The organism is Dankookia rubra (assembly GCF_004355005.1).
GTDB classification, from domain to species: Bacteria; Pseudomonadota; Alphaproteobacteria; order Acetobacterales; family Acetobacteraceae; genus Paracraurococcus; species Paracraurococcus ruber_A.
Map to the genome: position 1 here is coordinate 1 of NZ_SMSJ01000054.1, position 21156 is coordinate 21156.

A 21156-nucleotide genomic window follows, 5' to 3' on the forward strand; every position below is an offset into this window, starting at 1 on the left:
GGACCACTGGGGCCGGCGATTGGGGGCCGCCAACCTCCGCCTGATCGCCTCCATGCACCGCGCCATGGGCGGGCGCGCCCGCATCGCCGGCTGGATGGAGCCGCCGTGAGCGGGGCGATTCGTTTTGCGCCAGATCAAGCGTAGCCAGGCGGCACCTGCCGCAGCATGGATATCCCTGTTGTCCTCGCATCGCCGGAGTCGCCCACTCATGCTGCAGCCGCCGCCCGCCGAACCGGGGATGCGCGAGGAGGAGGTCGATACCCCCGCCCTGCTGCTCGACCTCGACGCCTTCGAGGCCAATCTCGACGCCATGGCGGCGCTGCTGGCGCCGACCGGCGTGAAGCTGCGGGCGCATGCCAAGACCCACAAGTCGCCGGTGATCGCGCGGCTGCAGATGGCGCGCGGCGCGGTCGGCCAATGCGTGCAGAAGGTGGCGGAGGCCGAGGCTCTGGCCTGGGGCGGCATCCCCGACATCCTGGTCAGCAACCAGGTGGTCGGGTCCAGCAAGCTGGCGCGGCTGGCGGCCCTGGCCTCGATCGCCGAGGTCGCGGTCTGCGCCGACGATGCCGCGCAGGTCGGCGAGATCGCCGCGGCGGCGGAGGCCGCCGGCGTCCGCATCCGCGTGCTGGTCGAGATCGACTGCGGCGCCGCCCGTTGCGGCGTGGCCCCGGGACCGGAGGCGGTGGCCCTGGCCGAGCGCATCGCCGCCAGTCCGCATCTCCGCTTCGGCGGGCTGCAGAGCTATCATGGCAGCGCCCAGCACAAGCGCAGCCCGGGGGAGCGCGAGGCGGCGATCGGCCATGCCGCCGAGGTCACCCGCCGCACGGTCGAGCAGCTGCGCCAGCGCGGCCTGGCCTGCGAGATCGTCGGCGGCGGCGGCACCGGCACTTTCGCGCTGGAGGCCGCGAGCGGCGTCTATACGGAGATCCAGGCGGGGTCCTACGCCTTCATGGATGCCGACTATGCCCGGAACGACGTCCCGCCGCCCTTCCGGCAGTCTTTGTTCGTGTTGGCCACGGTGATGAGCCGGTCGCTGCCCGGCGTCGCCGTGGTGGATGCCGGGCACAAGGCGGTGGCGATCGACAGCGGCCTGCCGCTGGTGCAGGGCCGGCCGGGGCTGCGCTACGCCGGGGCCTCCGACGAGCACGGCAAGCTGCTGGTCGAGGATGGCGCGGCGCCGGTGCTCGGGGAGAAGCTGCGGCTGGTGCCGGGCCATTGCGACCCGACGGTCGATCGCTACGACTGGTATGTCGGGGTGCGGCGGGGGCGGGTGGAATGCCTCTGGCCGGTCGCCGCCCGCGGCGGAATGCATTGAGGCGGAATGCCGGCGCGCGGGGCTGACCCGCGCAACCCGCCGAAGCGGGGCCGGCGCGCGTCGCCGGCGGTGATCCGAGACCGGCGCCCGGGGCCCTTCAAGCGGGGACCCCCGGACCGGCGGCGTCAGCCGGCGCGACGGCTGGCTGAGGCGGTTTTCACCGGCTTGGCCGCCGGCTTCTCGGCGGCCTTGCCCGAGGCGGCCTTGCTGGCCACCGCCGGCGGGCGCCTGACCGGGGCGGTCCCGCGGCTGGTGTCGCCCTGCTCGATCCTCGCCACCGGCCGGGCCACCGGCTTGCCGCCCTTGGTGGCCGCGGTCATCCGCAGCAGCGACGGCCTGGTGTCCACCAATCGGAAGGCGCTGCCCTTCGGGGCCGGCGCGCTGCGGCGGGCGACGACGACCTGCCGGCCGGCAGGGCGCCCGGTGCGGGCGAGCGTCGCGGCGCTGGCGCTTGCCATCATGCCGGGCATGGCGCGGCGGGCGACCATGGCGTCGCGCGGCGCGACGCCGAGGCCGGCGAAGCCCTGGTCGAGCAGCGCCATCATGTGGCGGTCGCGCTCCCGGCCGGTGCGGCCGCCGAAGACCGCGGCGACGAGGCGGATGCCGTCGCGCTGGGCGGAGGCGACCAGGTTGAAGCCGCTGTCGTCGACATAGCCGGTCTTGATGCCGTCGGCGCCCTCGTATTCGTTCAGCAGCCGGTTGTGGTTCCAGTGGGTGCGGCCGCGGAAGACGAAATGCGGGGTGGAGAAGAAGGTATAGCGGTCCGGGAAGTCGCGGATCAGCCGCTGGCCGAGCATGGCCATGTCGCGCGCGGTCGAGACCTGGTCGATGTCGGGCAGGCCGGAGGCGTTGCGGAAGGTGGTCCGCGTCATGCCGAGGCCGCGGGCGCGCAGGGTCATCATCTGCGCGAAGCGGTCCTCCGACCCGCCGCCGAGCAGCTCGCCGAGCGCGGCGGCGGCGTCGTTGGCCGACTTGGTGACCAGGGCGAGGATCGCCTCCTCGACCGTCAGGTTCATCCCCGGGGCGAGTCCCAGCTTGGACGGTGCCATGGAGGCGGCGGAGTAGGAAACCGGCACCGGCGTCGAGAGCGTGATGCGGCCGTCGCGCAGCGCCTCGAACGCCATGTAGACGGTCATCATCTTGGTGAGCGAGGCTGGATATCGCCGCTCATCCGGGCTTGCGGCGATCAGGGCATTGCCGGTTCGCGCGTCGACCACGATGGCGGCATAGCGTTCGCTGCCGATTTGAGCCGAAGCCGGAACGGCAGCGCCGATTCCGCAGGCGAGCATGAGGGCGCGAATGGCCCTCAAGCGCAAGGATGCGCTGGTCCCGAACATGGCAGCCCCCTGATACGCGGCACCGCCCCCCCGGCATGCCAGCGAATCGTCCACACGATACGGTGTTGCCAACGCCGTTGTCCACCGGAATGGAACGAGAACCTCGCGGAAGCAATCACTTGCCTCGTGAGGGTGCGCCGGCGTGTAAACACCCGTGCCTCCCCTCCTATCCGCGCGTGGTTAACAGAGTACCGACAGAGTTTCCCTGATCGCCGATCCGTGAGACGCAATTCGCATTGTGCGATGCAAAAAAGTCTTGCGGCGGCACCAGGAGGACAGGTACTACCCTTCATGTTGCAGTGCAGCAAAGCGGCGCACCAACGGGGTTCAACGCCCCGGACCGGCGTCGAGCAAGGGTGAGGCGAGACGTGGCAATCCGAAAGAGCAAGGCGATGGCGACCGTGACCGAGGCGAAGGTGGCTTCCACCCCGGCCCCGCGCGCGCGACCCAGAGCCAAGGCGATCGAGGCCATGGCCGAGGCGGACGAGACGGCGCCGGCGGCCCCTGAACCCGGGATCGGGACCGTCGCGGCCAAGGCCGCGCTGCCCGAGACGCAGGCGCCGTTGGAAGCGGCAGCGGAACATGCGGCCATCGAGGCCGCTCCGCAGGTCCTTCCGCCGGCCGGCACGATCAGCGACGCAGCCCCCGCGCAGCCGACGCGCATGACAATGGAGACCACCATGGAACAGGCAACCAAGGCGACCGAAGGCTTCCTGAAGGCCGCGGAGCAGGCCACCGAGTTCACCCGCGGCAACTTCGAGGCAATGACCAAGGCGACCCAGCTCTACGTCGCCGGCGTGCAGGACCTCGGCAAGCAGACGATGGCGATGTTCCAGGGCCTCGCCGACCACGGCGTCGCCGGCGCCAAGGCGCTCGGCTCCGTCAAGAGCCTGAAGGAAGCCGCCGAGATCCAGGCGACCTTCGCCCGCGCCGCCGTCGAGAAGAGCCTGGCCGAAAGCGCCAAGCTGCAGGAAGCCGCGCTGAAGCTGGCCGAGACCTCCTTCGCGCCGCTCTCCGCCCGCATGACGCTGGCGGTCGAGAGCTTCGGCAAGCCGCTCGCGGCCTGATCACGGCAACGCCGCGGCATCCCGGCCCGAGCGGCCGGGACGCATGAAATAGGGCCCGGACCGGGCCGCCCGTCCCCCGACCCGGGGGCGTGGCGGCCCGGTCCGGGCCTTTCTTTGTTGCGGCCCTTGGCCCCGGGCCGCGCGAGCCTGGTGCGCGCAGGGCGGATTGCCGCCATCGGGCGGTGCCGCCCCGGGGCGATCCGCTGCCCGATGCCGCGTCCCGGTCGGTCCGGGCTTCCCGGCGCCCCCCCGCCGCCCCATATCTTTGCCGATGCCCACGCGTCGTGCTTCACCTGACGCCGCGCGCGGCACTATTCTTCGCGGCGGGTCGGCGCCGGGAACCAGCCTCGGCCGGCCCCGGAGACCAGCTGCCAGGCGAGCCCCGTCTTCCGGGAACTCCTTCCGGGACACTCCCACCAGGAACTTCGATGAGCGACCAAGACAAGCGACCGAACGGAGGGAACCCGCCCGGCGACACCACGCCGAACACCGGCGTGGTGGTGAAGACCCGGCCGCGCACCAAGAAGCCGGCCATGTACAAGGTGCTGATGCTCAACGACGACTACACGCCGATGGAGTTCGTTGTGCATGTCCTGGAACGCTTCTTCCAGAAGAACCGGGAGGAAGCGACCCGGATCATGCTGCACGTGCATCGCCGCGGGGTAGGGGTTTGCGGGGTCTATACCTATGAAGTTGCCGAAACGAAAGTGACGCAAGTGATGGACTTGGCCCGGCAGAACCAGCATCCTCTCCAGTGCACCATCGAGAAGGAGTGACCCGGACCTTTGCCCCGTGCCGCGTCTTGCGACGGGAATCGCAAACCTTTCCGCGCGACACTGCAATGACTCCGGAGAGGTCGGGCCGGTACTTTCATCCCACTCCGCCGAACGGGGGGGATGCCTCGGGGAGCGGATGGTCCAAGATGTTCAACCGGGGAAACCCTCCGTCGCTTCCGGGCGATGTCCCGTACGATGGTTCTCATTGGGAGCGTCTCTAGCATGCTGTCACGCAACCTCGAGCAGACGCTCCATCGCGCCCTCGGCCTCGCGAATGAACGCCGGCACGAATACGCGACCCTGGAGCATCTCCTCCTCGCCCTGACCGACGACACCGACGCCTCGACCGTCCTCAAGGCCTGCGGCGTCGATACCGAGAAGCTCAAGCGCGACCTCACCGAATTCCTCGACAAGGACCTGGCCGGCCTGGTCACGGAACGGGCCGGCGACCCGAAGCCGACCGCCGGCTTCCAGCGCGTCGTCCAGCGCGCCGCGATTCATGTGCAGTCCAGCGGCCGGGACGAGGTGAGCGGCGCCAATGTCCTGGTCGCGCTGTTCTCCGAGCGTGAGAGCCACGCGGTCTACTTCCTGCAGCTGCAGGACATGACGCGGCTCGACGCGGTGAACTTCATCAGCCACGGCATCGCCAAGGCGCCGGGCCGTGCCGCCAGCCGTCCGGTCGCCGGCACGCCCTCCAACCCGCAGAACGAGGAGCCGGAGAAGGAGGAGAAGCCCGCCCGCGGCCGCAGCCAGGACGCGCTGACCAACTATTGCGTCAACCTCAACAAGAAGGCCCAGGCCGGCAAGATCGACCCGCTGATCGGCCGTGACACCGAGATCGAGCGGACGATCCAGATCCTCTGCCGCCGCACCAAGAACAACCCGCTCTATGTCGGCGATCCCGGCGTCGGCAAGACTGCCATCGCCGAGGGCCTGGCCAAGCGGATCATCGAGGGCGACGTGCCGGAGGTCCTGCTGAAGAGCACGATCTACGCGCTCGACATGGGCAGCCTGCTGGCCGGCACCCGCTACCGCGGCGACTTCGAGGAACGGCTGAAGGCGGTGGTGAACGAGCTGGAGCAGCAGCCCGGCTCCATCCTCTTCATCGACGAGATCCACACGGTGATCGGCGCCGGCGCGACCTCGGGCGGCGCCATGGATGCCTCGAACCTGCTGAAGCCGGCGCTCGCCCAGGGCACGCTGCGCTGCGTCGGGTCGACCACCTACAAGGAATACCGCAACTACTTCGAGAAGGACCGCGCGCTGGTCCGCCGCTTCCAGAAGATCGACGTCAACGAGCCGAGCCTGGAAGACGCGGTAAAGATCCTGCAGGGCCTCAAGACCAACTACGAGAAGCACCACAAGGTCCGCTACACGCCAGAAGCCATCCGCGCCGCGGTCGAGCTCTCGGCCAAGTACATCCACGACCGCAAGCTTCCGGACAAGGCCATTGACGTCATCGACGAGGTCGGCGCCTCGCGGATGCTGCTGCCCGAGGGCAAGCGGCGGAAGACCGTCACGCTGAAGGATGTCGAGGAGATCGTGGCGAAGATCGCCCGCATCCCACCGAAGACCGTCAGCAACGACGACAAGGAGACGCTGAAGACGCTCGAGCGCGACCTGAAGTCGATGGTCTTCGGCCAGGAGAAGGCGATCGAAACGCTCTCGGCGGCGATCAAGCTGTCCCGCGCCGGGCTGCGCGACGCGGAGAAGCCGATCGGCAACTACCTCTTCTCCGGCCCGACCGGCGTCGGAAAGACCGAAGTGGCGAAGCAGCTGGCGAAGACGCTCGGGATCGAGCTGATCCGCTTCGACATGTCGGAATACATGGAGCGGCACAGTGTCAGCCGGCTGATCGGCGCGCCGCCGGGCTATGTCGGCTTCGACCAGGGCGGCCTGCTGACCGACGCCGTCGACCAGCACCCGCATGCGGTCCTGCTGCTGGACGAGATCGAGAAGGCGCACCAGGACCTCTACAACATCCTGCTGCAGGTCATGGACCACGGGAAGCTGACCGACCACAACGGGAAGACGGTGGATTTCCGCAACGTCATCCTGATCATGACGACGAATGCGGGCGCCGCCGAGATGGCCAAGACGGCGATCGGCTTCGGCGCGACGGTCCGCATCGGCGAGGACACCGAGGCGATCAACCGCATGTTCACCCCGGAATTCCGCAACCGGCTGGACGCGATCGTGCCCTTCTCGGGCCTGACGCCGGAGATCGTCGGCCGGGTCGTCGAGAAGTTCGTCATGCAGCTGGAAGCCCAGCTGGCCGACCGCAACGTCACCATCGAGCTGAGCTCTGCGGCGAAGGAATGGCTGGCCGAGAAGGGCTTCGATCCGCTCTATGGCGCGCGCCCGCTCGGCCGCGTCATCCAGGAGTTCGTCAAGAAGCCCCTGGCCGAGGAGCTGCTCTTCGGCAAGCTGACCAAGGGCGGCGCGGTGAAGGTGGGCATGAAGGACGGCGCGCTGTCCTTCGAGTACCTGGAAGCCGCGGCGCCCGCCCTGCCGAAGCCCGAGGAAGGCGACGGCGAGGCGGAGAAGGAGCCGGAAACGATCGAGTAGGGCTCCCGCCCGGATCGCGGGCAGGTATCATCAGACGGGCGTGGGGGATGACCCCACGCCCGTTTTCATTTCCAGGGGCAGGAACGCCAGATGAGCGCCATCAAGGACTGGGACGCCTACAACGCCGCCGCACGCGAGCAAGGCAAGGCGCTGAACGCACTGCACCCCGAACTGGTCAAGGGCTTCGGCGCGCTGAGCCGGGGCGCTGCCACCACGACCCACCTGGATGCCAAGACGCGCGAGCTGATCGCCCTCGCCGTCGCGGTCACCACCCGCTGCGACGGCTGCATCGATGCGCATGTGCGGAAGGCCAAGCATGCCGGGGCAACCAAGGCCGAGATGGCCGAGGCGCTGGGCGTTGCCATTGCGTTGAATGCCGGGGCGGCCTTCACCTATTCGCTGCACGTGCTGGACGCGGCGGGAGAGGAATAGGACGGCGGGAAGGGAGACCTATCGCCTCTCCAGGTCGCGACCTGCCTTTTGCCGGATTCGCGCTCGCCGCGCGACGACGGCCGAAATTCCAGGAATCGAAAAGGAAGCTGGGGAGAACACCGTTTCCCCAGCCATGCTCACCCGAACCCCCCGGCCCGGATGAAGGCTTCCTGCTCCGGCGTCTCGATCGCCCCTGGCCGGGCGGCGCGCACGGCGGCGATCGCCGCCGCAGCCTCCAGCCCTGATTGGCGCAACAGGCAGGCGGCGAAGGTGCCGTTGCGGCCGAGCCCGGCAGCGCAATGCACCACGACGCGCCCCTCCGCAGTCCAGGTGGCGCGCAGCAGCGGGGCGATGCCCGACCAGGCAGCCAGCGCCGCCGTGCCGGGCGGCTGCATGTCGGGGATCGGCATCCGGTGCCAGGCAAGACCCGCCACGGCAACCGCCGCCGCCATCCCGGGCGGCAGCTCGGCCGGCTCCTGCAGGGTCAGCAGGTCGGTGGCACCCCAGGCGCGGATCGCCGCGAGGTCGGCGGCCAAGTCACCGCCGCGGCGGCCAGGCGCATGGGTGATACCGAGCAACCCGCCGCCCGGCAGCCGCAGGGCGTCTACCCTCACGCCGCCCGCGGCGGCTCCAGGCCCAGCATCAGGCTGACGAGACCACCTTCCTGCACCAGGGCTGCGGCCTCGGCCAGGGTAAACCAGCGGCGCTCCCGTTCGGCCATCTCCGGCCAGCGGTCGAGCAGGCTATCGACCTCCAGCGGATAGACCTCGACGTTGCAGGTCACACTGGCGCCATTGGCCAGGCGCTTGGGATAGGCGTACTGGCCGATCGGCGTCTTGGCGATGCGGCCGCGGATGCCGGCTTCCTCGAAGGCTTCCTGCGCCGCCTGGGCGGCGGCGCTGTGCCGCTTCTCGATCCAGCCCTTGGGGATGACCCAGCGACGGGTCTCGCGGCTGGTGACCAGCATGACCCGAAGCTCCGCACCCTCACGGCTGAGCGGCAGGGCGGCACATTGGCGGCGGGATGTGGCGGAGCGGCTCGGCATGATGTTCCGGGATCTGAATCGTTACTCTCGCATGGATGGTTGGGATACTATACGGACAAGCCGTCGATTTGTTGCCTCTCTTGTCGGTTTTTGCCGCCTTGGCAGGCATATTTGATCGCGCGCCAGGCGGCTCAGCCGATCATGCCGCCGTCCTTCCGCACGATGGCGATGACTGAGGGCCGCGGCGGTGCGCCGTCCTTGAAGTCCGGCCAGCGGGTGGAGGGCCGGTCGAAGCTGCTGCCGGGGTCCTCCCCGGGATGCTGGATCGCCAGAAAGATGGTGCGATCGTCCGGGGTGAAGCGCGGGCCGCAGACCTCGGCCCCGGTCGGCGCCTGGTAGAAGAGCCGGGTCAGCGCCCGGCCCGGCCCGGCGGTGTCGGCGGCATAGAGCCCGTCGGCGACGCCCGAGGTGTACGACGCCCCGTCGGTGGCGATCCAGATCCGGCCGCGGCTGTCGAAGGCGCAATTGTCGGGGCAGGAGAGCCAGCCCTGGTCGGAGGTCGCGCGGTGGTACTGCGTCCCGGCATCGACGCCCGGCTTGCCGGCGGCGAGGAAGATGCCCCAGCGCGCCGTCTCGGCGGCGTGGTCGACCTGGGCGGTGCCGGCACCGGGCGGGATGATCTCGACCACATGGCCGTGGTTGTTCGCGGCGCGCGGATTGGCCGGGTTCACCTGCTCGGCCTTTCGGGCGCTGTTGTTGGTCAGCATCACGTAGACCCGGCCATTGGCCGGGTTGGTCTCCACGTCCTCCGGCCGGTCCATCGGCGTCGCGCCCAGTAGGTCGGCGGCGCGACGGGCCTCGATCACCACGTCGCCCTGGCCGGCGAAGCCGTTCGCCGCGGTCAGCGGTCCCTGGCCCTGCACCAGGGGCAGCCAGCGCATGCTGCCGTCCGCCTCGAACTTCGCCGCGTAGAGCGTGCCCTCGTCCAGCAGGTCGCGGTTGGCGGCGCGGTCGGTCGGGTTCCAGGGTTTCGCGGTGACGAATTTGTACAGGTAGTCGAAGCGTTCGTCGTCGCCGGAATAGAAGGCGACGCGGCCATCCGGGCAGACCGCATGGGTGCAGCACTCATGCTTGAAGCGGCCGAGCGCGGTGCGCTTCACCGGCACGCTCTCGGGGTCGTAGGGGTCGAACTCGACCACCCAGCCGAAGCGGTTCGGCTCGTTCGGGCTCTGGTCCAGGTCGAAGCGGGCCTCGAAGCGGCGCCAGCCATAGACCGGGTCCTTCTGGATGCCGTAGCGCTTGTAGGCCGCAGCCTGCGGGCCGGCGGTGGCGGCCTCGCCGCCGAAGGCGACGTTGAAGTTCTCCTCGCACGTTATGACCGTGCCCCAGGGCGTATTGCCGCCGGCGCAGTTGTTCATCGTGCCGCGGACGCGGGTGCCGGTCGGGTCCTCGGCGGTCTGCAGACGGGCATGGCCCGCCGCCGGGCCGCTGATCCGCATCGGCGTCTCGAGCGTGATGCGGCGGTTCCATCGGCTGTCCTTCGCATAGGACCAGCGGCCGCCCTCGCGCCGGACCTCGACTACCGAGAGACCATGCGCGGCGCGCTCCACCGCGCCCTGCTCGGCGCTGGTGCGGCTGCCGGCCTGGCGACCGGCGCCGAGGCCGGGGAACATCAGATTGGTGTTGGTGTATTCGTGGTTCACCACCAGCAGGCCGCGATCGCCGGCCTTGCTCCCCTGGGGCAGCGGGAAGAAGTCCAGGTAGTCGTTGTTGTAGCCGAACTGGCCGGCCTGCGCCCCGGCGGTCTGCCGGTGCGGGTCGTGCGACGGCGCGTCCGGCAGGATCGGGTCGCCCCAGCGGATCACCAGCTGGATCTCGTGCCCCTCTGCCACCGCATCGCGCTGGGAGAGCTGGTGGCGCAGCTCGGAAAAGGCGAGGGAGGAGGGGCCGGGATTCGCGGAATTGCCGGTATCCTGCGCGAAGGCGGGCAGGGCTGGCAGCGCCGCGGCAGCGGCCGCACCCAGCAGCCCGCGGCGAGACAGGCGGGCGGCGATCATCTCGCCGATCGGCTGGCGCGGGTCGGGATTGCTGCCGATGTCCTCGATCTCGATCGGGTCCTCGGTGCTGCTGGTCTCGGTCATGGCGTCATCCGCGCTTCTGCTGGGCGTGCTGGCCGTGAATCAGGCACCGCCCGGCCAGGCTTGTCCAGCGACACCGGGATGACAGCCAGTCGCATTCTGCGACGCATCTTGCGCGGTACGCCGCTTGCGATGCCCGAGCCGAACTCCGGAGGCCGCGCCATGCTCGACATTCCCTTCCACCTGGCCGAAGCCTGCCTGCGCGGCAGCGCCCCGCGCATCGCGGTGCTGATCCCCTGCCACAACGAGGCGGTGGCGATCCCGCGCGTGGTCGAGGCCTTCCGCCGCGCGCTGCCGGAGGCGACCATCCATGTCTACGACAACAACTCGACCGACGGCACGGCCGAAGCGGCGCGCGCCGCCGGCGCCGTCGTGCGTACCGAACGCCTGCAGGGCAAGGGCCATGTGGTCCGCCGCATGTTCGCCGATGTCGAGGCCGACCTTTATGTCCTGGTCGATGGCGACGACACCTACGACGCTGCCGCGGCGCCGGCGATGGTGGCGCTGCTGCTCGAGGACCAGCTGGACATGGTCACCGGCGTCCGGGTGACCGCGATCGAGGCCGCCTATCGCCGTGGCCACCGCTTCGGCAACTGGATGCTGACCGGCATGGTTGCCCAGGTCTTCGGCGACCGGATCTCCGACATGCTGTCGGGCTACCGGGTCTTCTCGCGGCGGTTCGTCAAGTCCTTCCCGGCGCTCTCCGCCGGCTTCGAGACCGAGACCGAGCTCACCATCCACGCGCTGGAGCTGAACATGCCGGTCGGCGAATTGCCGACCGCCTACAAGGACCGCCCGGCCGGCAGCGCCTCGAAGCTGCGGACCTATGCCGACGGCCTCCGCATCCTGCGCACCATCCTGGTGCTGGTGAAGGAGGAACGGCCGCTGCAGTTCTTCTCGCTGGCCGCTCTCGGCCTGCTGCTGCTCGGCCTCGGCCTCGCCGCGCCGGTGCTCTGGCAGTACCTCGAAACCGGCCTCGTCCCCCGCCTGCCGACGGCGGTGCTGGCTACCGGGGTCGTCCTGCTGTCATTCCTGTCGCAGGTCTGCGGCCTGGTGCTGGACAGCGTCGCCCGCGGCCGCAAGGAATCGAAGCGGCTGGCCTACCTGGCGCACAGGGCGCCGGCAGCGTGACCCAGCGCCCTGTGCGCCGCATCCTTGCGGAGGGATGCTGGCATGGCGAAAGAACGGACAATGCCGCGGCGCCGATCGAGCGCAGCATCGCCGGCTTTTCGGCGCTCGGCCCGCCGCTGATGCTGGCAATCTGCGGCTTTCCGGCTTTTCCGGCAGGACCGGCAGGCCGCGGCCATCCGCATCGTCGCGCCCGGGGCTTTCGTCGGCACTGTCGACCATGGTCCGAACCGCCGGCCGATCGGCTTCGGCCTGCGGATGCCGATGGCGCTGATCATCCTCGGCGTCTTTGCCGGCGACCTAAGCTTCGACCTCTGCATCGGCTTGGTGCCGATGGTGGTGGCGGTGACCCTGCTGCAGGCCCGGCGGACGGTGGCGGCGGCGCCGCGGCCGGACCCGGCCTGATCCGCCGCTCACGCCTCCGGCAGATCGGCCTTCCCCCACCGCAACCACGGGGGTAGTTACAAGCTGTGGTGATCATCGCATTCCATCGCGGCCAGGGATGCCAACCCAGGCCCACACGGAGGCTGGCCCGGCGCGCGCCCGCCCGGTCCGGCTGCGGCGTCGACCCGGCCGGATGACGAGCCCCGCCGTATCGCGGCCACCGGGCCTTCGCGGGGTGCTTTTGGCCCTGGTGCTCATCGCGCTCTGTCCCGCGCTGCTCGCCGGGCTGTTCTCGACCTGGCAGTCGGCCGTGGCGCAGCGCGCGGCGGCGCTCGACCGGCTCGCCGAGGCTGCGACGGTCCTCGCCACGGCGCTCGACCGGGAGGTCGCGGGGCTCGCCGGCGCGCTCGACGACCTGGCCGGTGCCGCTCCGCCGGCCGGTCCCGCGGCGGCGATACGGCCCCTGGCCGGACGGCCCGGCCTGCCGGTCCGCCTGGTCGGGCGGGACGCCGCCGTCTCGCCGGACCCCGCCTTCGCCGAGGTTTTCCGGCAGGTCTCCGCTGGCGTCCGCCCTGCCTTTCGCCGCGCCCCGGACGGGCCGGCCATCCTGGTCGCGGTGCCGCTGCGCGATGCGGAAGGCGGCGCCGCGCTCGGCGTCCGGCTCGGCGGCCCGCCGCTGCGGTCGCTGCTCGCCGGCCCGGGCCTGCCGCCGGCCGCGGACGCGCTGCTGCTGGATGACCGCGGCAGCCTCGTCGCCGCCTCGGACGTGCCGGCCGAGAACGCGGCAGCCCTGCCCACGGCGCCGCTCGGCCCGCTGGCCGGACCGCTGCGCGTTGCCGGCCGCGACGGCCAGCTCTGGGTCCTGGCCCAGGCGAGCATCGCCGCAATCCCCGGCTGGACCCTGGTGGTGGCGCAGCCAGCCGCCGCGCTGGATGCGCCGGTCCGGCGCGCCGTCCTGGCCTGGGGGCTGGGCGGCCTGGCGGCGGTGCTGGCCGCCGGGCTGCTGGCGCTCGGCCTCGCCCGGGGGCTCCGCCGGTCGCTGCGCCGGCTGCAGGCCGAGGCCGACCGGCTGGTGGCGGGTACCGACCCGGGGACGGGTACCGCCCTGCCGCCGCGCGGCGTGGCGGTCGCCGAGCTGGCGGCGCTGCAGGGCGGCCTGCAGGCCGCCGCCGCCCGGCTGGAGGCGCGGCTGACGGCGGCGCAGGCGGCGTCAGCCCAGGCCGCGGCCCTGGCGCGGCAGCTGGCGGAGCGCGACCTGGCCCTGGAACAGGCCGAGGCGGCGCGCCGCGCCGCGCTGCGCCGGCGGGAGGAAGTGCAGGCCGGGCTGCTGCAGGCGCAGCGGCTGCAGGCGCTGGGCGCGATGGCCGGCAGGGTCGCGCATGAATTCAACACCGCCCTCGCCTCCATCGTCGGCAGCTACAGGCTGGTCGCGCGGCAGACCGCCGACCCGGCCCTGCTGCAGGCCGTCCAGGACGGTAGCCGGGCGGCGGAACGCGCCGCGGCGCTGCTGCGCGAACTGGTCGATTTCGCCCGGCGGGAAGAACTGCGCCCCGCCCAGCTGGAACTGCCCGGCCTGCTGGCCGAGGTGCGGGAGATGATCCACTACACCATCGGCAAGGGGCTTTCCGTGGTGGTCGAGCTGCCGCCTGGCCTTTGGCCGGTGGTGGCCGATCCGCACCGGCTGGAGGTGGCGCTGCTCAATCTCGCGGCGCTGGCGCGCGACGGGCTGCCGCCCGGCGGGTCGCTGCTGATCAGCGCCCGCAACTTGCCGCCGGGTCAACAGCCGGCCGGGCTGCGGGCCGGCGATTACATCGCGATTGCGGTGCGCGACGCGGGAGGTGGCCTGGCCTCGGAAGGCAGGGCAGCCGGGCACGGGCTCGACCTTGCCATGGTGCGCAATTTCGCGGAGCAATCGGGCGGAACCTGCTGGATCGACCGCCGGCCCGGCGCCGGCACCAGTGTCGAGATCCTGCTGCCGCGGGCCGACCCTGAGGCGGCGGCGATGATCCCCGAGGAATCCGATGCGCTCGACCCGCGGCTGCATGGCGGCGCCGCGATCCTGCTGGTCGATACCGAGGAACCCGCGCGGGCGCGGCAGGCGGCCCTGCTGCGTGACCTCGGCTATACCGTGGCCGAGGCGGGCAATGCCGAGGCGGCCGAGAGCCTGGCGCATTGGCTCGCCTCGGTCGACCTGCTGGTCACCGCGATGGAGCTGCCCGGGGCGGACGGCGCGTCCCTGGCGGCCCGGCTGCGGGCCGAGCGGCCGGCCCTGCCGGTGTTGTTCCTGACCGTCGCGCCGCCCGGCCCGGTGCTGGCGGGGGAACTGGTGCTGCAACGCCCGGTGCCGCCGGTCGCGCTGGCCGAGGCGGTGCTGGAACTGCTGCAGCGGCGGCGCAGCCTGCGCGCGCCGCCGCCCGGGATGCGGCTGCTGCGGCGGCTGCGGACGCCCTCGCTGCGCGCCGCCTTCCTGACCTGGCACGCCGCGCGGGTGACGGGGGAGGCGCTGCCGCGGCCAGCCAACCTCGACCTCGCCCGGCTGGAACTCCAGGAGCATTGCGCGCTAGTCGCGCTCGACGGGCCGGCGGAGGACCTGCGATTCCGCTTCGTCTCCGTCGGCCGCGCCCTGACCGACCGGCTGGGCCATGGGCTGGACGGCACGCCGATCGGAGGCACGGGCGAGGCGGCGGAGGTGCCGGGGTCGCTGCAGGCGGCCTATCGCCGCGCGGCGCGGACCCGGGCGCCGGTTTTCGAAGCCGCCGATTTCGATTTCGGCGAGGGCCCGCCCTTGCGCTTCGAGCGACTGACGCTGCCGCTCTCGCAGGACGGGGAGACGGTGACGCACCTGATCGGCGTGGTACTGTTCCACGAGGATGCGGCACCCGGCACGGGCCAAGCCGTCGAGGCGGGTTGATCCCGCGGGAGAGAGCAATCCGGCGATGCACACCGAGGATCCTGAGATCGATACGCCCGACCTGGCGCAGCGGCTGGCGAGCATGCCGCCGGATGCGATCGACGCCCTGGCCTTCGGCGCCATCCGGCTCGACGCCGCCGGCACGGTCACCTTCTACAGCGCGCGGGAGCGGGCGAATTCGGGCTTCCGGAAGGAGGTCGTCGGCCGCAATTTCTTCGCCGACATCGCACCCTGCATTCAGCGGCCCGAGGTGAGCGGCCGGATCGAGCGCGCGCGGGCGGCGGGGACGCTCGACGTGGTCTTCGACTTCGTCAGCGACCTGCCGAGCGGCGAGCGCGACGTGGCACTGCGGGCCCGGCTGCTGTCAGCCGGCGACGGCGGCACCTGGATCCTGCTGCAGCGCGAGGACTGAGAGGCACGGGAGCCGGGGCGGGGCCGCGTCACGCCGGCCTGGCGCGCAGCCCGAGCAGCACCTTCCAGCCGCCCGCCTTCACCTGCTCGGGGGTCTGCCCGTCGACATTGATGCCGAGCGTCGTGGCATAGTGGGCGACGGCCACGGTCAGCGCCACGTTGATGTAGAGCGGCCAGGTGAAGGCCTGGGTCAGGAAGCTGCCCGAAGCGATGAAGCTGACCATGCCGGCCGGCATGGCGGCGGCGATGGCCAAGGCCGCCGGCGGCACCGCCATGCCGCCGGCGACCGCCCTGTCCATCCGCTTCAGCACCTTGAAGCTCGCCTTCAGGGTGCCGATCGTCACCATCATGAACAGCCAGAAGCCGATGAAGCCGCTTTCCGACAGGGCGGCGAACCAGGTGCTGTGCACCGCCTTGGCGATGCCCTCGAAGGTGCCGAGCATCGAGGAGTAGGTGTAGTAGTTCAGCCGGTAGTTCTCGAGCCCGACGCCGAAGACCGGGTGGTCCACCGCCATCCAGAAGGCGGCCTCCCAGGCGTTGAAGCGGCCCTGCGCGCTTTCGTCCACCAGCCCCGCCTCGCCGGCGCCGCCCGAGGAGCGGCCGGAGATGCCGGCCGCGGCGAAGAGGCCGAGCGCGCCGATGCCGCCGATGGTCAGCAGCACGACCTTCGACTTGATCACCCTGAGGCCGAACAGGCCCATGATCGAGAGAATGCCGAGCAGGCCGCCGCGGCTCTGGGTGCAGAGGATGGCCCAGACGATCACCGCGAAGCCGATCACGCCGAGCGCGCGGTTGAGGAAGCCGACGCCCTTGGTGATCACCAGCGTGACGGCGAAGGCGAGCGGGAAGAGCAGCACGAGGGAGAGGTCGTTCGGGTCGCCCAGCACCGAGCCGTTGGCCCGGCCGATGGTGACGCGCGTGCCCTCCACCATCCCGATGCCCTGCAGCGCGTTGCTGATGGCGACGGCCGAGGTGGCGATGCCGGCGATGGTGAAGCCGGCCGCGGCGATGGCGAAGCGCTTCGGCGTCGTGGTCAGCCAGGCGATGGCGAAGACCATGATGAAGATCTTGACGAAGGTATCGGACCAATAGGCGATCGCCTGCGGCCGCCCGGCCGAGAAGAACATCCCGACCGTGACATGGGCGAAGAACCAGCACAGCCATTTCAGCTCCGGCCGCCAGTAGGGCTTGATGCGGCGGAAGCAGAAATGCAGCGCCAGCACCGAGATGGTGCCGAGCGCCAGCATCTTCGGGATCTTGAATGGCTCGAGGAAGGGATAGGCCTCGTGGATCCGGAAGAAGCTGAAGATGATGAAGCCGAGGCAGAGCGGGAAGGGATCGCGCACCGCGACGATCGCCGCGACCGGCGCCAGGCAGAGCCCGGCGACGACGAAGGGGTCCTTCACCACCCACCACAGGCCGGCGATCGACAGCGTCATCGCCAGCGCGAAGACGACCTGGCCGACCGGGTGGGTGATGGCCTCGGAAAGCCTCATCGGGCTCCGGAGGCCTGGGCGAGCAGGGCCAGCCGCCGCCGCCAGCCGGGCATGTCCAGCAGCGGCGCCTCGCCGCGGCGCCAGCCGGCGGGGATTTCCTGCCGCAGCTCGGCCAGCAGGCCACGCGCGCCGGCATCCCGGGCGGCGGCGGCTTCCAGCCAGAGCATCCAGCGCAGGTCGGCGACGCCCCGGCCGATCTGCAGCAGCCGCAGGTCAAGGTCGGGCACCGCGGCGCAGGCCTCCGGCTGCATGGGGTAGAGCTGCACGTCGGCCTCCCCGCTGTCGGTCGGGTCGAAGGGGTCGGCGCCGATGGCGCGGCCATGCCATTGCAGGTAGCCGGCCGCGCCGGTGCGCCACAGGTGGAAGCCGGCCGCGGCCTCGACATCCGGCATGTTGTACAGCCAGGGCGTCGGGCCCGTCTTGCGCCAGCGCTGGATTTCCTGCGCGTCGATGCCGAAGCCGGCATTCAGCAGCACCACGTCGAAGAGCCCGAGCAGCTGCCGGTCGGCCGGGCGGTTGAGCTGCCCGGCCACGCGCGCCTTCGCGTCGCCGAGGCGGATCGCGCCGCGCAGCCGTTCGAGGTCGGCGGGCAGGGAGCCGGGATTGCCCGGCTCGTCGGCGATGCTCCAGACCGGCGCCGGCAGGCCGCGCGCGGCAAAGCCGGCGGCGACCTGCTGCATCAGCTCCGGCAGCATGGCGATGCCGCGCTGCTCGACCATCCGCTTGACCGGCGTATAGGCCAGCAGGTCCATCCCGAGCCCGGCTTCCCGCGCCATGGCGAGGTCGCCGACAATGCCGGCGGGATCGCCCGGCCAGGGCGTGGCGAGCGCCGGGGAAAGCCCGGTCAGGCCGAGGCCGCGCATGGTCCGCAGCTCGCATTCCATGCCGCGCCGGGCGTCCTGGCCGAGCTCCTGGAACCAGGCCGCATAGGGCGGCAGGTCATGGTAGATGCCGACTGGCCGGTCGGCCGCGGGCAGCGTCACCGATGGCACCTCGACCACCAGCGGCACGGTAGCCAGGCGGCCGCGGCTCTCGACCACCAGCCGCCCCTCGTAGCGGCCCGGGGCGGCATCCTCCGGCACCCGGACCAGCAGGTTGAGCCGCCGCGGCAAGCCGGGGCGCAGCGTCATCCGCGCCATCTCGCCGCGCAGCTGCTCGGCTTCCAGCGTCAGCTGCCCGGCCGCCGGGTTGTGGCGGGTGTAGCGCCAATGGCCCCAGCGCAGCTCGGCCGGCAGGTGGCGGCCGTTGCGCTCGAGCGGGATGAGGGTGACGCGCGGCGCCGCGTCCGGCTCCGGCGCCGCGACCATCGCGTCGAGCCAGCCGATGGTGCCGCGCGCGATGGCGGGCGGCGGCGGCAGGGCGGCATCCGGCCGCCAGTCCGCCTGGGCGGGGGCACCCTGCGGCAGCAGCCCGACCGCCAGCGTCGCGGGGGCCGGCCCGGCGCGCGGCCCGACCACCGGCCATGCCTCGAGGAAGCGCTCGCGCCGCGCCGCTTCCACCAGCTTCAGCGCCGCCTGGCCGGTGCCGGAAGGCTCGACCAGCATGGCCGAGAGGTAAGTTGCCTCAATGGTGTTGCCGGCCAGGTCGACGACGATCCGGCCGTCCTTCACCTCGACCGTCTGGGTGAGCAGTCCGCCGCGGCGGGCATAGAAGGCGGTCCAGGGATCGGTGACGTCCTCCGCTTCCCGCCCGGCGAAGTAGACCTCGCGCAGCCATTCCCCGGGCGTCTTCAGGTACCAGACCGGGGCGGCGCCGTTGATGAGCACCCGTCGCTGGCGCGGGTGGGGAAGGTATTCCCAGTCGCCCGGATCCTCGGTCCAGAGCGAGACGTCCCAACGGCCGTTCGGCCAGGGCAGCACGAAGCGCTCGACCCCGCGGAGCCCGGTGCCGATCAGTGGCTGCTGGGACGAACGGCGGATCGGCACGCGCGGGCTGGCGCCGTTCTCGATCCTCGGGTCCTGGACCGGGACGCGGGCGAAGCCGGGGAAGACCGGCGCGTCGTCCGGCCCGAAGGACAGCGCGGCGACACCGGCGGGCAGCGTCACCGGGGTTTCGACCCGCAGCGCGGTAATGCGGACCGGCGCCGCGCCGTAGCCGGTATTGACCAGGATGCGGCGGATCGCCGCGGCGTCGAGGAAGCGGCCGGAGGGGGTGCGCCAGGCACCCGGCGCGGTGCGGATGCGGAAGGGGCCGGGCAGCACGGTCCGTTCCAGCTCGAAGCGCGTGGCGTAGCTGGCAGATTGCGCGTCGTCGATCCGCAGGACCAGCACGACGGGGTCGGACTGCGGGTTCTCGCCCTCGAGCACCACTTCCTGCGCCGCGGCCAGGTCGCGCGGGCCGTCGAGGCTGAGCTGGGTGGGGCCGGGCCGGAAGCCCGCCAGGGTCTGTGCCGCGGCGGGGCCGACCAGCCAGGCGGCGAGCAGGACGAGCCGCAGGATGCGGGCGGGGAGGGTTTCGATCAATCTCATGTTCTGCGGATCGCAACTGCCGTGTCGCTGCCGGATCGCAGCTTTCTCGCGAAGCGATGCAGGATGCAATTCGCCTTTGGCGCGAGGTGTGCAAGGAGTCCGGCAAGACCGCCGGGCCAGAAGCGCCGGCGAGAGACCCAGCCCGACCGCTGCCGCCAGGACCTGCCCGCCATGCCCCGCGCCGCCAGCCTGCCCGCCCTGACCCCCGCCGAGACCGTGGCCCTGTCGGTCGAGCGGATCGCCCTCGCCCTGGTGCTGCTGTTCTTCCTCGGCGCCATCCTGGTCTCCGGCATGAACGGCTACCAGGGCTCGGACGACGCCCGCTACATCGCGGGGGCCGAGGCCTGGCTCGCCGAGGGTGTCCACGTCGCCCGCAACCATTGGGAGACGCGGCTGCCCTATGTGCTGCTGATCGCCGCCACGGGGACGACGGCGACCGGGGTCCTGGCGCTGCATATCACCCTGGGTATTGCCCTGATCCTGATGTCCTGGCGGCTTTCGCGGCCGGTGATCGGGCCGCGCGCCGCGGTGGCCTTCGCCGCGGTGCTGGCGATGGCGGCCTTCACCCAGCAGATCGCCGGGCGGTTGCAGATCGAGGTGCTGGAATTGCTGCTGGCCGGTGCCGCTTTCTGGCTGGTGCGGCAGCGGATCGGCGGCGCCGGGCTGGCGCAGCTGGTCATCGCCGGCCTGCTGCTCGGCCTCGCCATCGTCACCCGGCAGACCTCGGCCGCGGTCGCGCTCGGCCTCGGCCTGGCGCTGCTGCTGAGCCGCCGGCTGGCGGATGCCTGCCTGCTGGCCGCGGTGGCGGCCCTGCCGCTGGTGGCCGAGGCCGCCTTCTACTGGGCCATGACCGGCGACCCGCTGGCCCGGCTGCGGATCGACATGGGGCATGTGCTGGTCGAGGGCCAGCCGCTGCCGGGCGGCGTCTCCACCATGGGCAACCCGCTGTTCAACCTGGCGCTCGGCGCGGCCTGGCAGAACACGACGCTCGGCATCCTGCACATCCACTGGAGCGTGGACGCCTTCCTGCGCGTAGTGACCTACCCGACCGGGCTGCTGACCTGGGTCCCGGCCCTGGTGCTGCTGGCCTTCCCCCGCTTCACCTTCGCCGGGCAGCAGCCGGGACTGCGGCGCGACGTTCTCATCATGATGGCCTGCGTCTATGTCGTCGTGGTCTTCGTGCTGACCCTGGCGCCGGAGCCGCGCTACTTCTCCATGGCGACCTACCTGGCGGCGATGGTGCTGGCGCTCGGCCTGACCCGGCTGGCGGAGCGGCGGCCCGGACCGGCGATCCTCGGCATCCTCGGCCTGGCGGCGGCGGGACCGGTCGCCGCCGACCTCAACCCGGCGCCGCGGCCGGTGGTGCCGCAACTGGTCGGGCTGCTGCAGGGCGGCATCGCCGGCGGCACGCTGCACGTTTCCGGCCCGGTTGAGGCGACCTCGCGCTCCGCGAAGCCGGACTGTCCGGCCGCGTCACCGGCGCGCCGCCGGCGGCCGGGGCCTATTTCCTCGGCTTCCCCGGCAATGACGGGCTCGACCTGGCGGCGACCTGCCCGGGCGGCGTGGTGCGGCTGCTCGAGGTGGCGCGCGGCACGGCCTCGCCCAGCCTGGCCTGGGACGCGCTGGAAGTGCTGGGGATCGAGGGGGCGGTGCCGCCCGGGGCCAGGGCCTATCTGCGGCGGGAACGCTACGTGCCGGCCCTGTACAAGGTAAGCTGCTGAGGCGGAGCAGGGCCGGGGA

Annotated in this window: 16 protein-coding genes; 10 read left to right on the forward strand and 6 right to left on the reverse strand. The window is 71.7% G+C overall.

What is annotated here, in order from left to right:
* The first annotated feature begins 208 nt into the window (after nt 1–208).
* On the forward strand, nt 209–1315 hold the full coding sequence (locus E2C06_RS25535) for a DSD1 family PLP-dependent enzyme (RefSeq protein ID WP_133291414.1): 1107 nt from the start codon (nt 209–211) through the stop codon (nt 1313–1315).
* A 125-nt stretch (nt 1316–1440) separates the two neighbouring features.
* Here the strand turns inward: E2C06_RS25535 and E2C06_RS25540 are convergent, their stop codons facing one another.
* Complete coding sequence (locus E2C06_RS25540; RefSeq protein WP_241671466.1) at nt 1441–2532, reverse strand: D-alanyl-D-alanine carboxypeptidase family protein; 1092 nt, start codon at nt 2530–2532, stop codon at nt 1441–1443.
* A gap of 512 nt (nt 2533–3044) precedes the next feature.
* Between E2C06_RS25540 and E2C06_RS39755 the strand changes: the two genes are divergently transcribed.
* The 4 genes from E2C06_RS39755 (at nt 3045) to E2C06_RS25560 (ending at nt 7495) form a co-directional block, all read left to right on the forward strand.
* On the forward strand, nt 3045–3719 hold the full coding sequence (locus E2C06_RS39755; protein WP_241671467.1) for a phasin family protein: 675 nt from the start codon (nt 3045–3047) through the stop codon (nt 3717–3719).
* A 428-nt stretch (nt 3720–4147) separates the two neighbouring features.
* On the forward strand, nt 4148–4495 hold the full coding sequence (gene clpS / locus E2C06_RS25550; RefSeq protein WP_133219238.1) for an ATP-dependent Clp protease adapter ClpS: 348 nt from the start codon (nt 4148–4150) through the stop codon (nt 4493–4495).
* A gap of 222 nt (nt 4496–4717) precedes the next feature.
* Complete coding sequence (gene clpA, locus E2C06_RS25555; RefSeq protein ID WP_133291416.1) at nt 4718–7063, forward strand: ATP-dependent Clp protease ATP-binding subunit ClpA; 2346 nt, start codon at nt 4718–4720, stop codon at nt 7061–7063.
* A 99-nt stretch (nt 7064–7162) separates the two neighbouring features.
* Nucleotides 7163–7495 carry a carboxymuconolactone decarboxylase family protein gene (locus E2C06_RS25560; protein ID WP_241671469.1) on the forward strand — a complete coding sequence of 111 codons (333 nt, stop codon included), beginning with the start codon at nt 7163–7165 and terminating at the stop codon, nt 7493–7495.
* Nucleotides 7496–7632: 137 nt separating this feature from the next.
* Here the strand turns inward: E2C06_RS25560 and E2C06_RS25565 are convergent, their stop codons facing one another.
* From E2C06_RS25565 to E2C06_RS25575, 3 genes are all read right to left on the reverse strand, one after another.
* Nucleotides 7633–8109 (reverse strand): phosphatase domain-containing protein, encoded by a 477-nt coding sequence (locus tag E2C06_RS25565; protein WP_133291418.1) that lies wholly within the window; start codon nt 8107–8109, stop codon nt 7633–7635.
* On the reverse strand, nt 8106–8540 hold the full coding sequence (locus tag E2C06_RS25570) for an NUDIX hydrolase (RefSeq protein WP_133291419.1): 435 nt from the start codon (nt 8538–8540) through the stop codon (nt 8106–8108). Before E2C06_RS25570 ends, E2C06_RS25565 begins: the two co-directional genes overlap by 4 nt.
* Nucleotides 8541–8671: 131 nt before the next feature.
* A complete protein-coding gene (locus E2C06_RS25575; RefSeq protein ID WP_133291420.1) occupies nt 8672–10621 on the reverse strand; it encodes a PhoX family protein in 1950 nt (649 codons plus the stop codon).
* 159 nt (nt 10622–10780) lie between these two features.
* Here E2C06_RS25575 and E2C06_RS25580 point away from each other — a divergent pair, with 159 nt between their 5' ends.
* The 4 genes from E2C06_RS25580 to E2C06_RS25590 all read left to right on the forward strand — a co-directional run bounded on the left by E2C06_RS25580 (nt 10781) and on the right by E2C06_RS25590 (nt 15453).
* Nucleotides 10781–11749: a glycosyltransferase family 2 protein gene (locus E2C06_RS25580; protein ID WP_133291421.1), complete on the forward strand. Its 969-nt coding sequence runs from the start codon at nt 10781–10783 to the stop codon at nt 11747–11749.
* Nucleotides 11750–12010: 261 nt separating this feature from the next.
* On the forward strand, nt 12011–12151 hold the full coding sequence (locus tag E2C06_RS37905; protein WP_165982656.1) for a hypothetical protein: 141 nt from the start codon (nt 12011–12013) through the stop codon (nt 12149–12151).
* A gap of 229 nt (nt 12152–12380) precedes the next feature.
* Nucleotides 12381–15041 carry a response regulator gene (locus E2C06_RS25585; RefSeq protein ID WP_133291422.1) on the forward strand — a complete coding sequence of 887 codons (2661 nt, stop codon included), beginning with the start codon at nt 12381–12383 and terminating at the stop codon, nt 15039–15041.
* Between the two features lie 25 nt (nt 15042–15066).
* Complete coding sequence (locus tag E2C06_RS25590) at nt 15067–15453, forward strand: PAS domain-containing protein (RefSeq protein WP_133291423.1); 387 nt, start codon at nt 15067–15069, stop codon at nt 15451–15453.
* 28 nt (nt 15454–15481) lie between these two features.
* Here E2C06_RS25590 and E2C06_RS25595 read toward each other — a convergent pair whose 3' ends face one another.
* Nucleotides 15482–16948, reverse strand: a complete 1467-nt coding sequence (locus E2C06_RS25595; RefSeq protein ID WP_133291424.1) for an O-antigen ligase family protein — start codon at nt 16946–16948, stop codon at nt 15482–15484.
* Entirely contained in the window at nt 16945–19416 is a 2472-nt protein-coding gene (locus E2C06_RS25600; RefSeq protein ID WP_133291425.1) for a hypothetical protein, read from the reverse strand. Before E2C06_RS25600 ends, E2C06_RS25595 begins: the two co-directional genes overlap by 4 nt.
* A gap of 171 nt (nt 19417–19587) precedes the next feature.
* Between E2C06_RS25600 and E2C06_RS25605 the strand changes: the two genes are divergently transcribed.
* Nucleotides 19588–21129 (forward strand): hypothetical protein, encoded by a 1542-nt coding sequence (locus tag E2C06_RS25605; protein ID WP_133291426.1) that lies wholly within the window; start codon nt 19588–19590, stop codon nt 21127–21129.
* Nucleotides 21130–21156 lie beyond the last annotated feature (27 nt).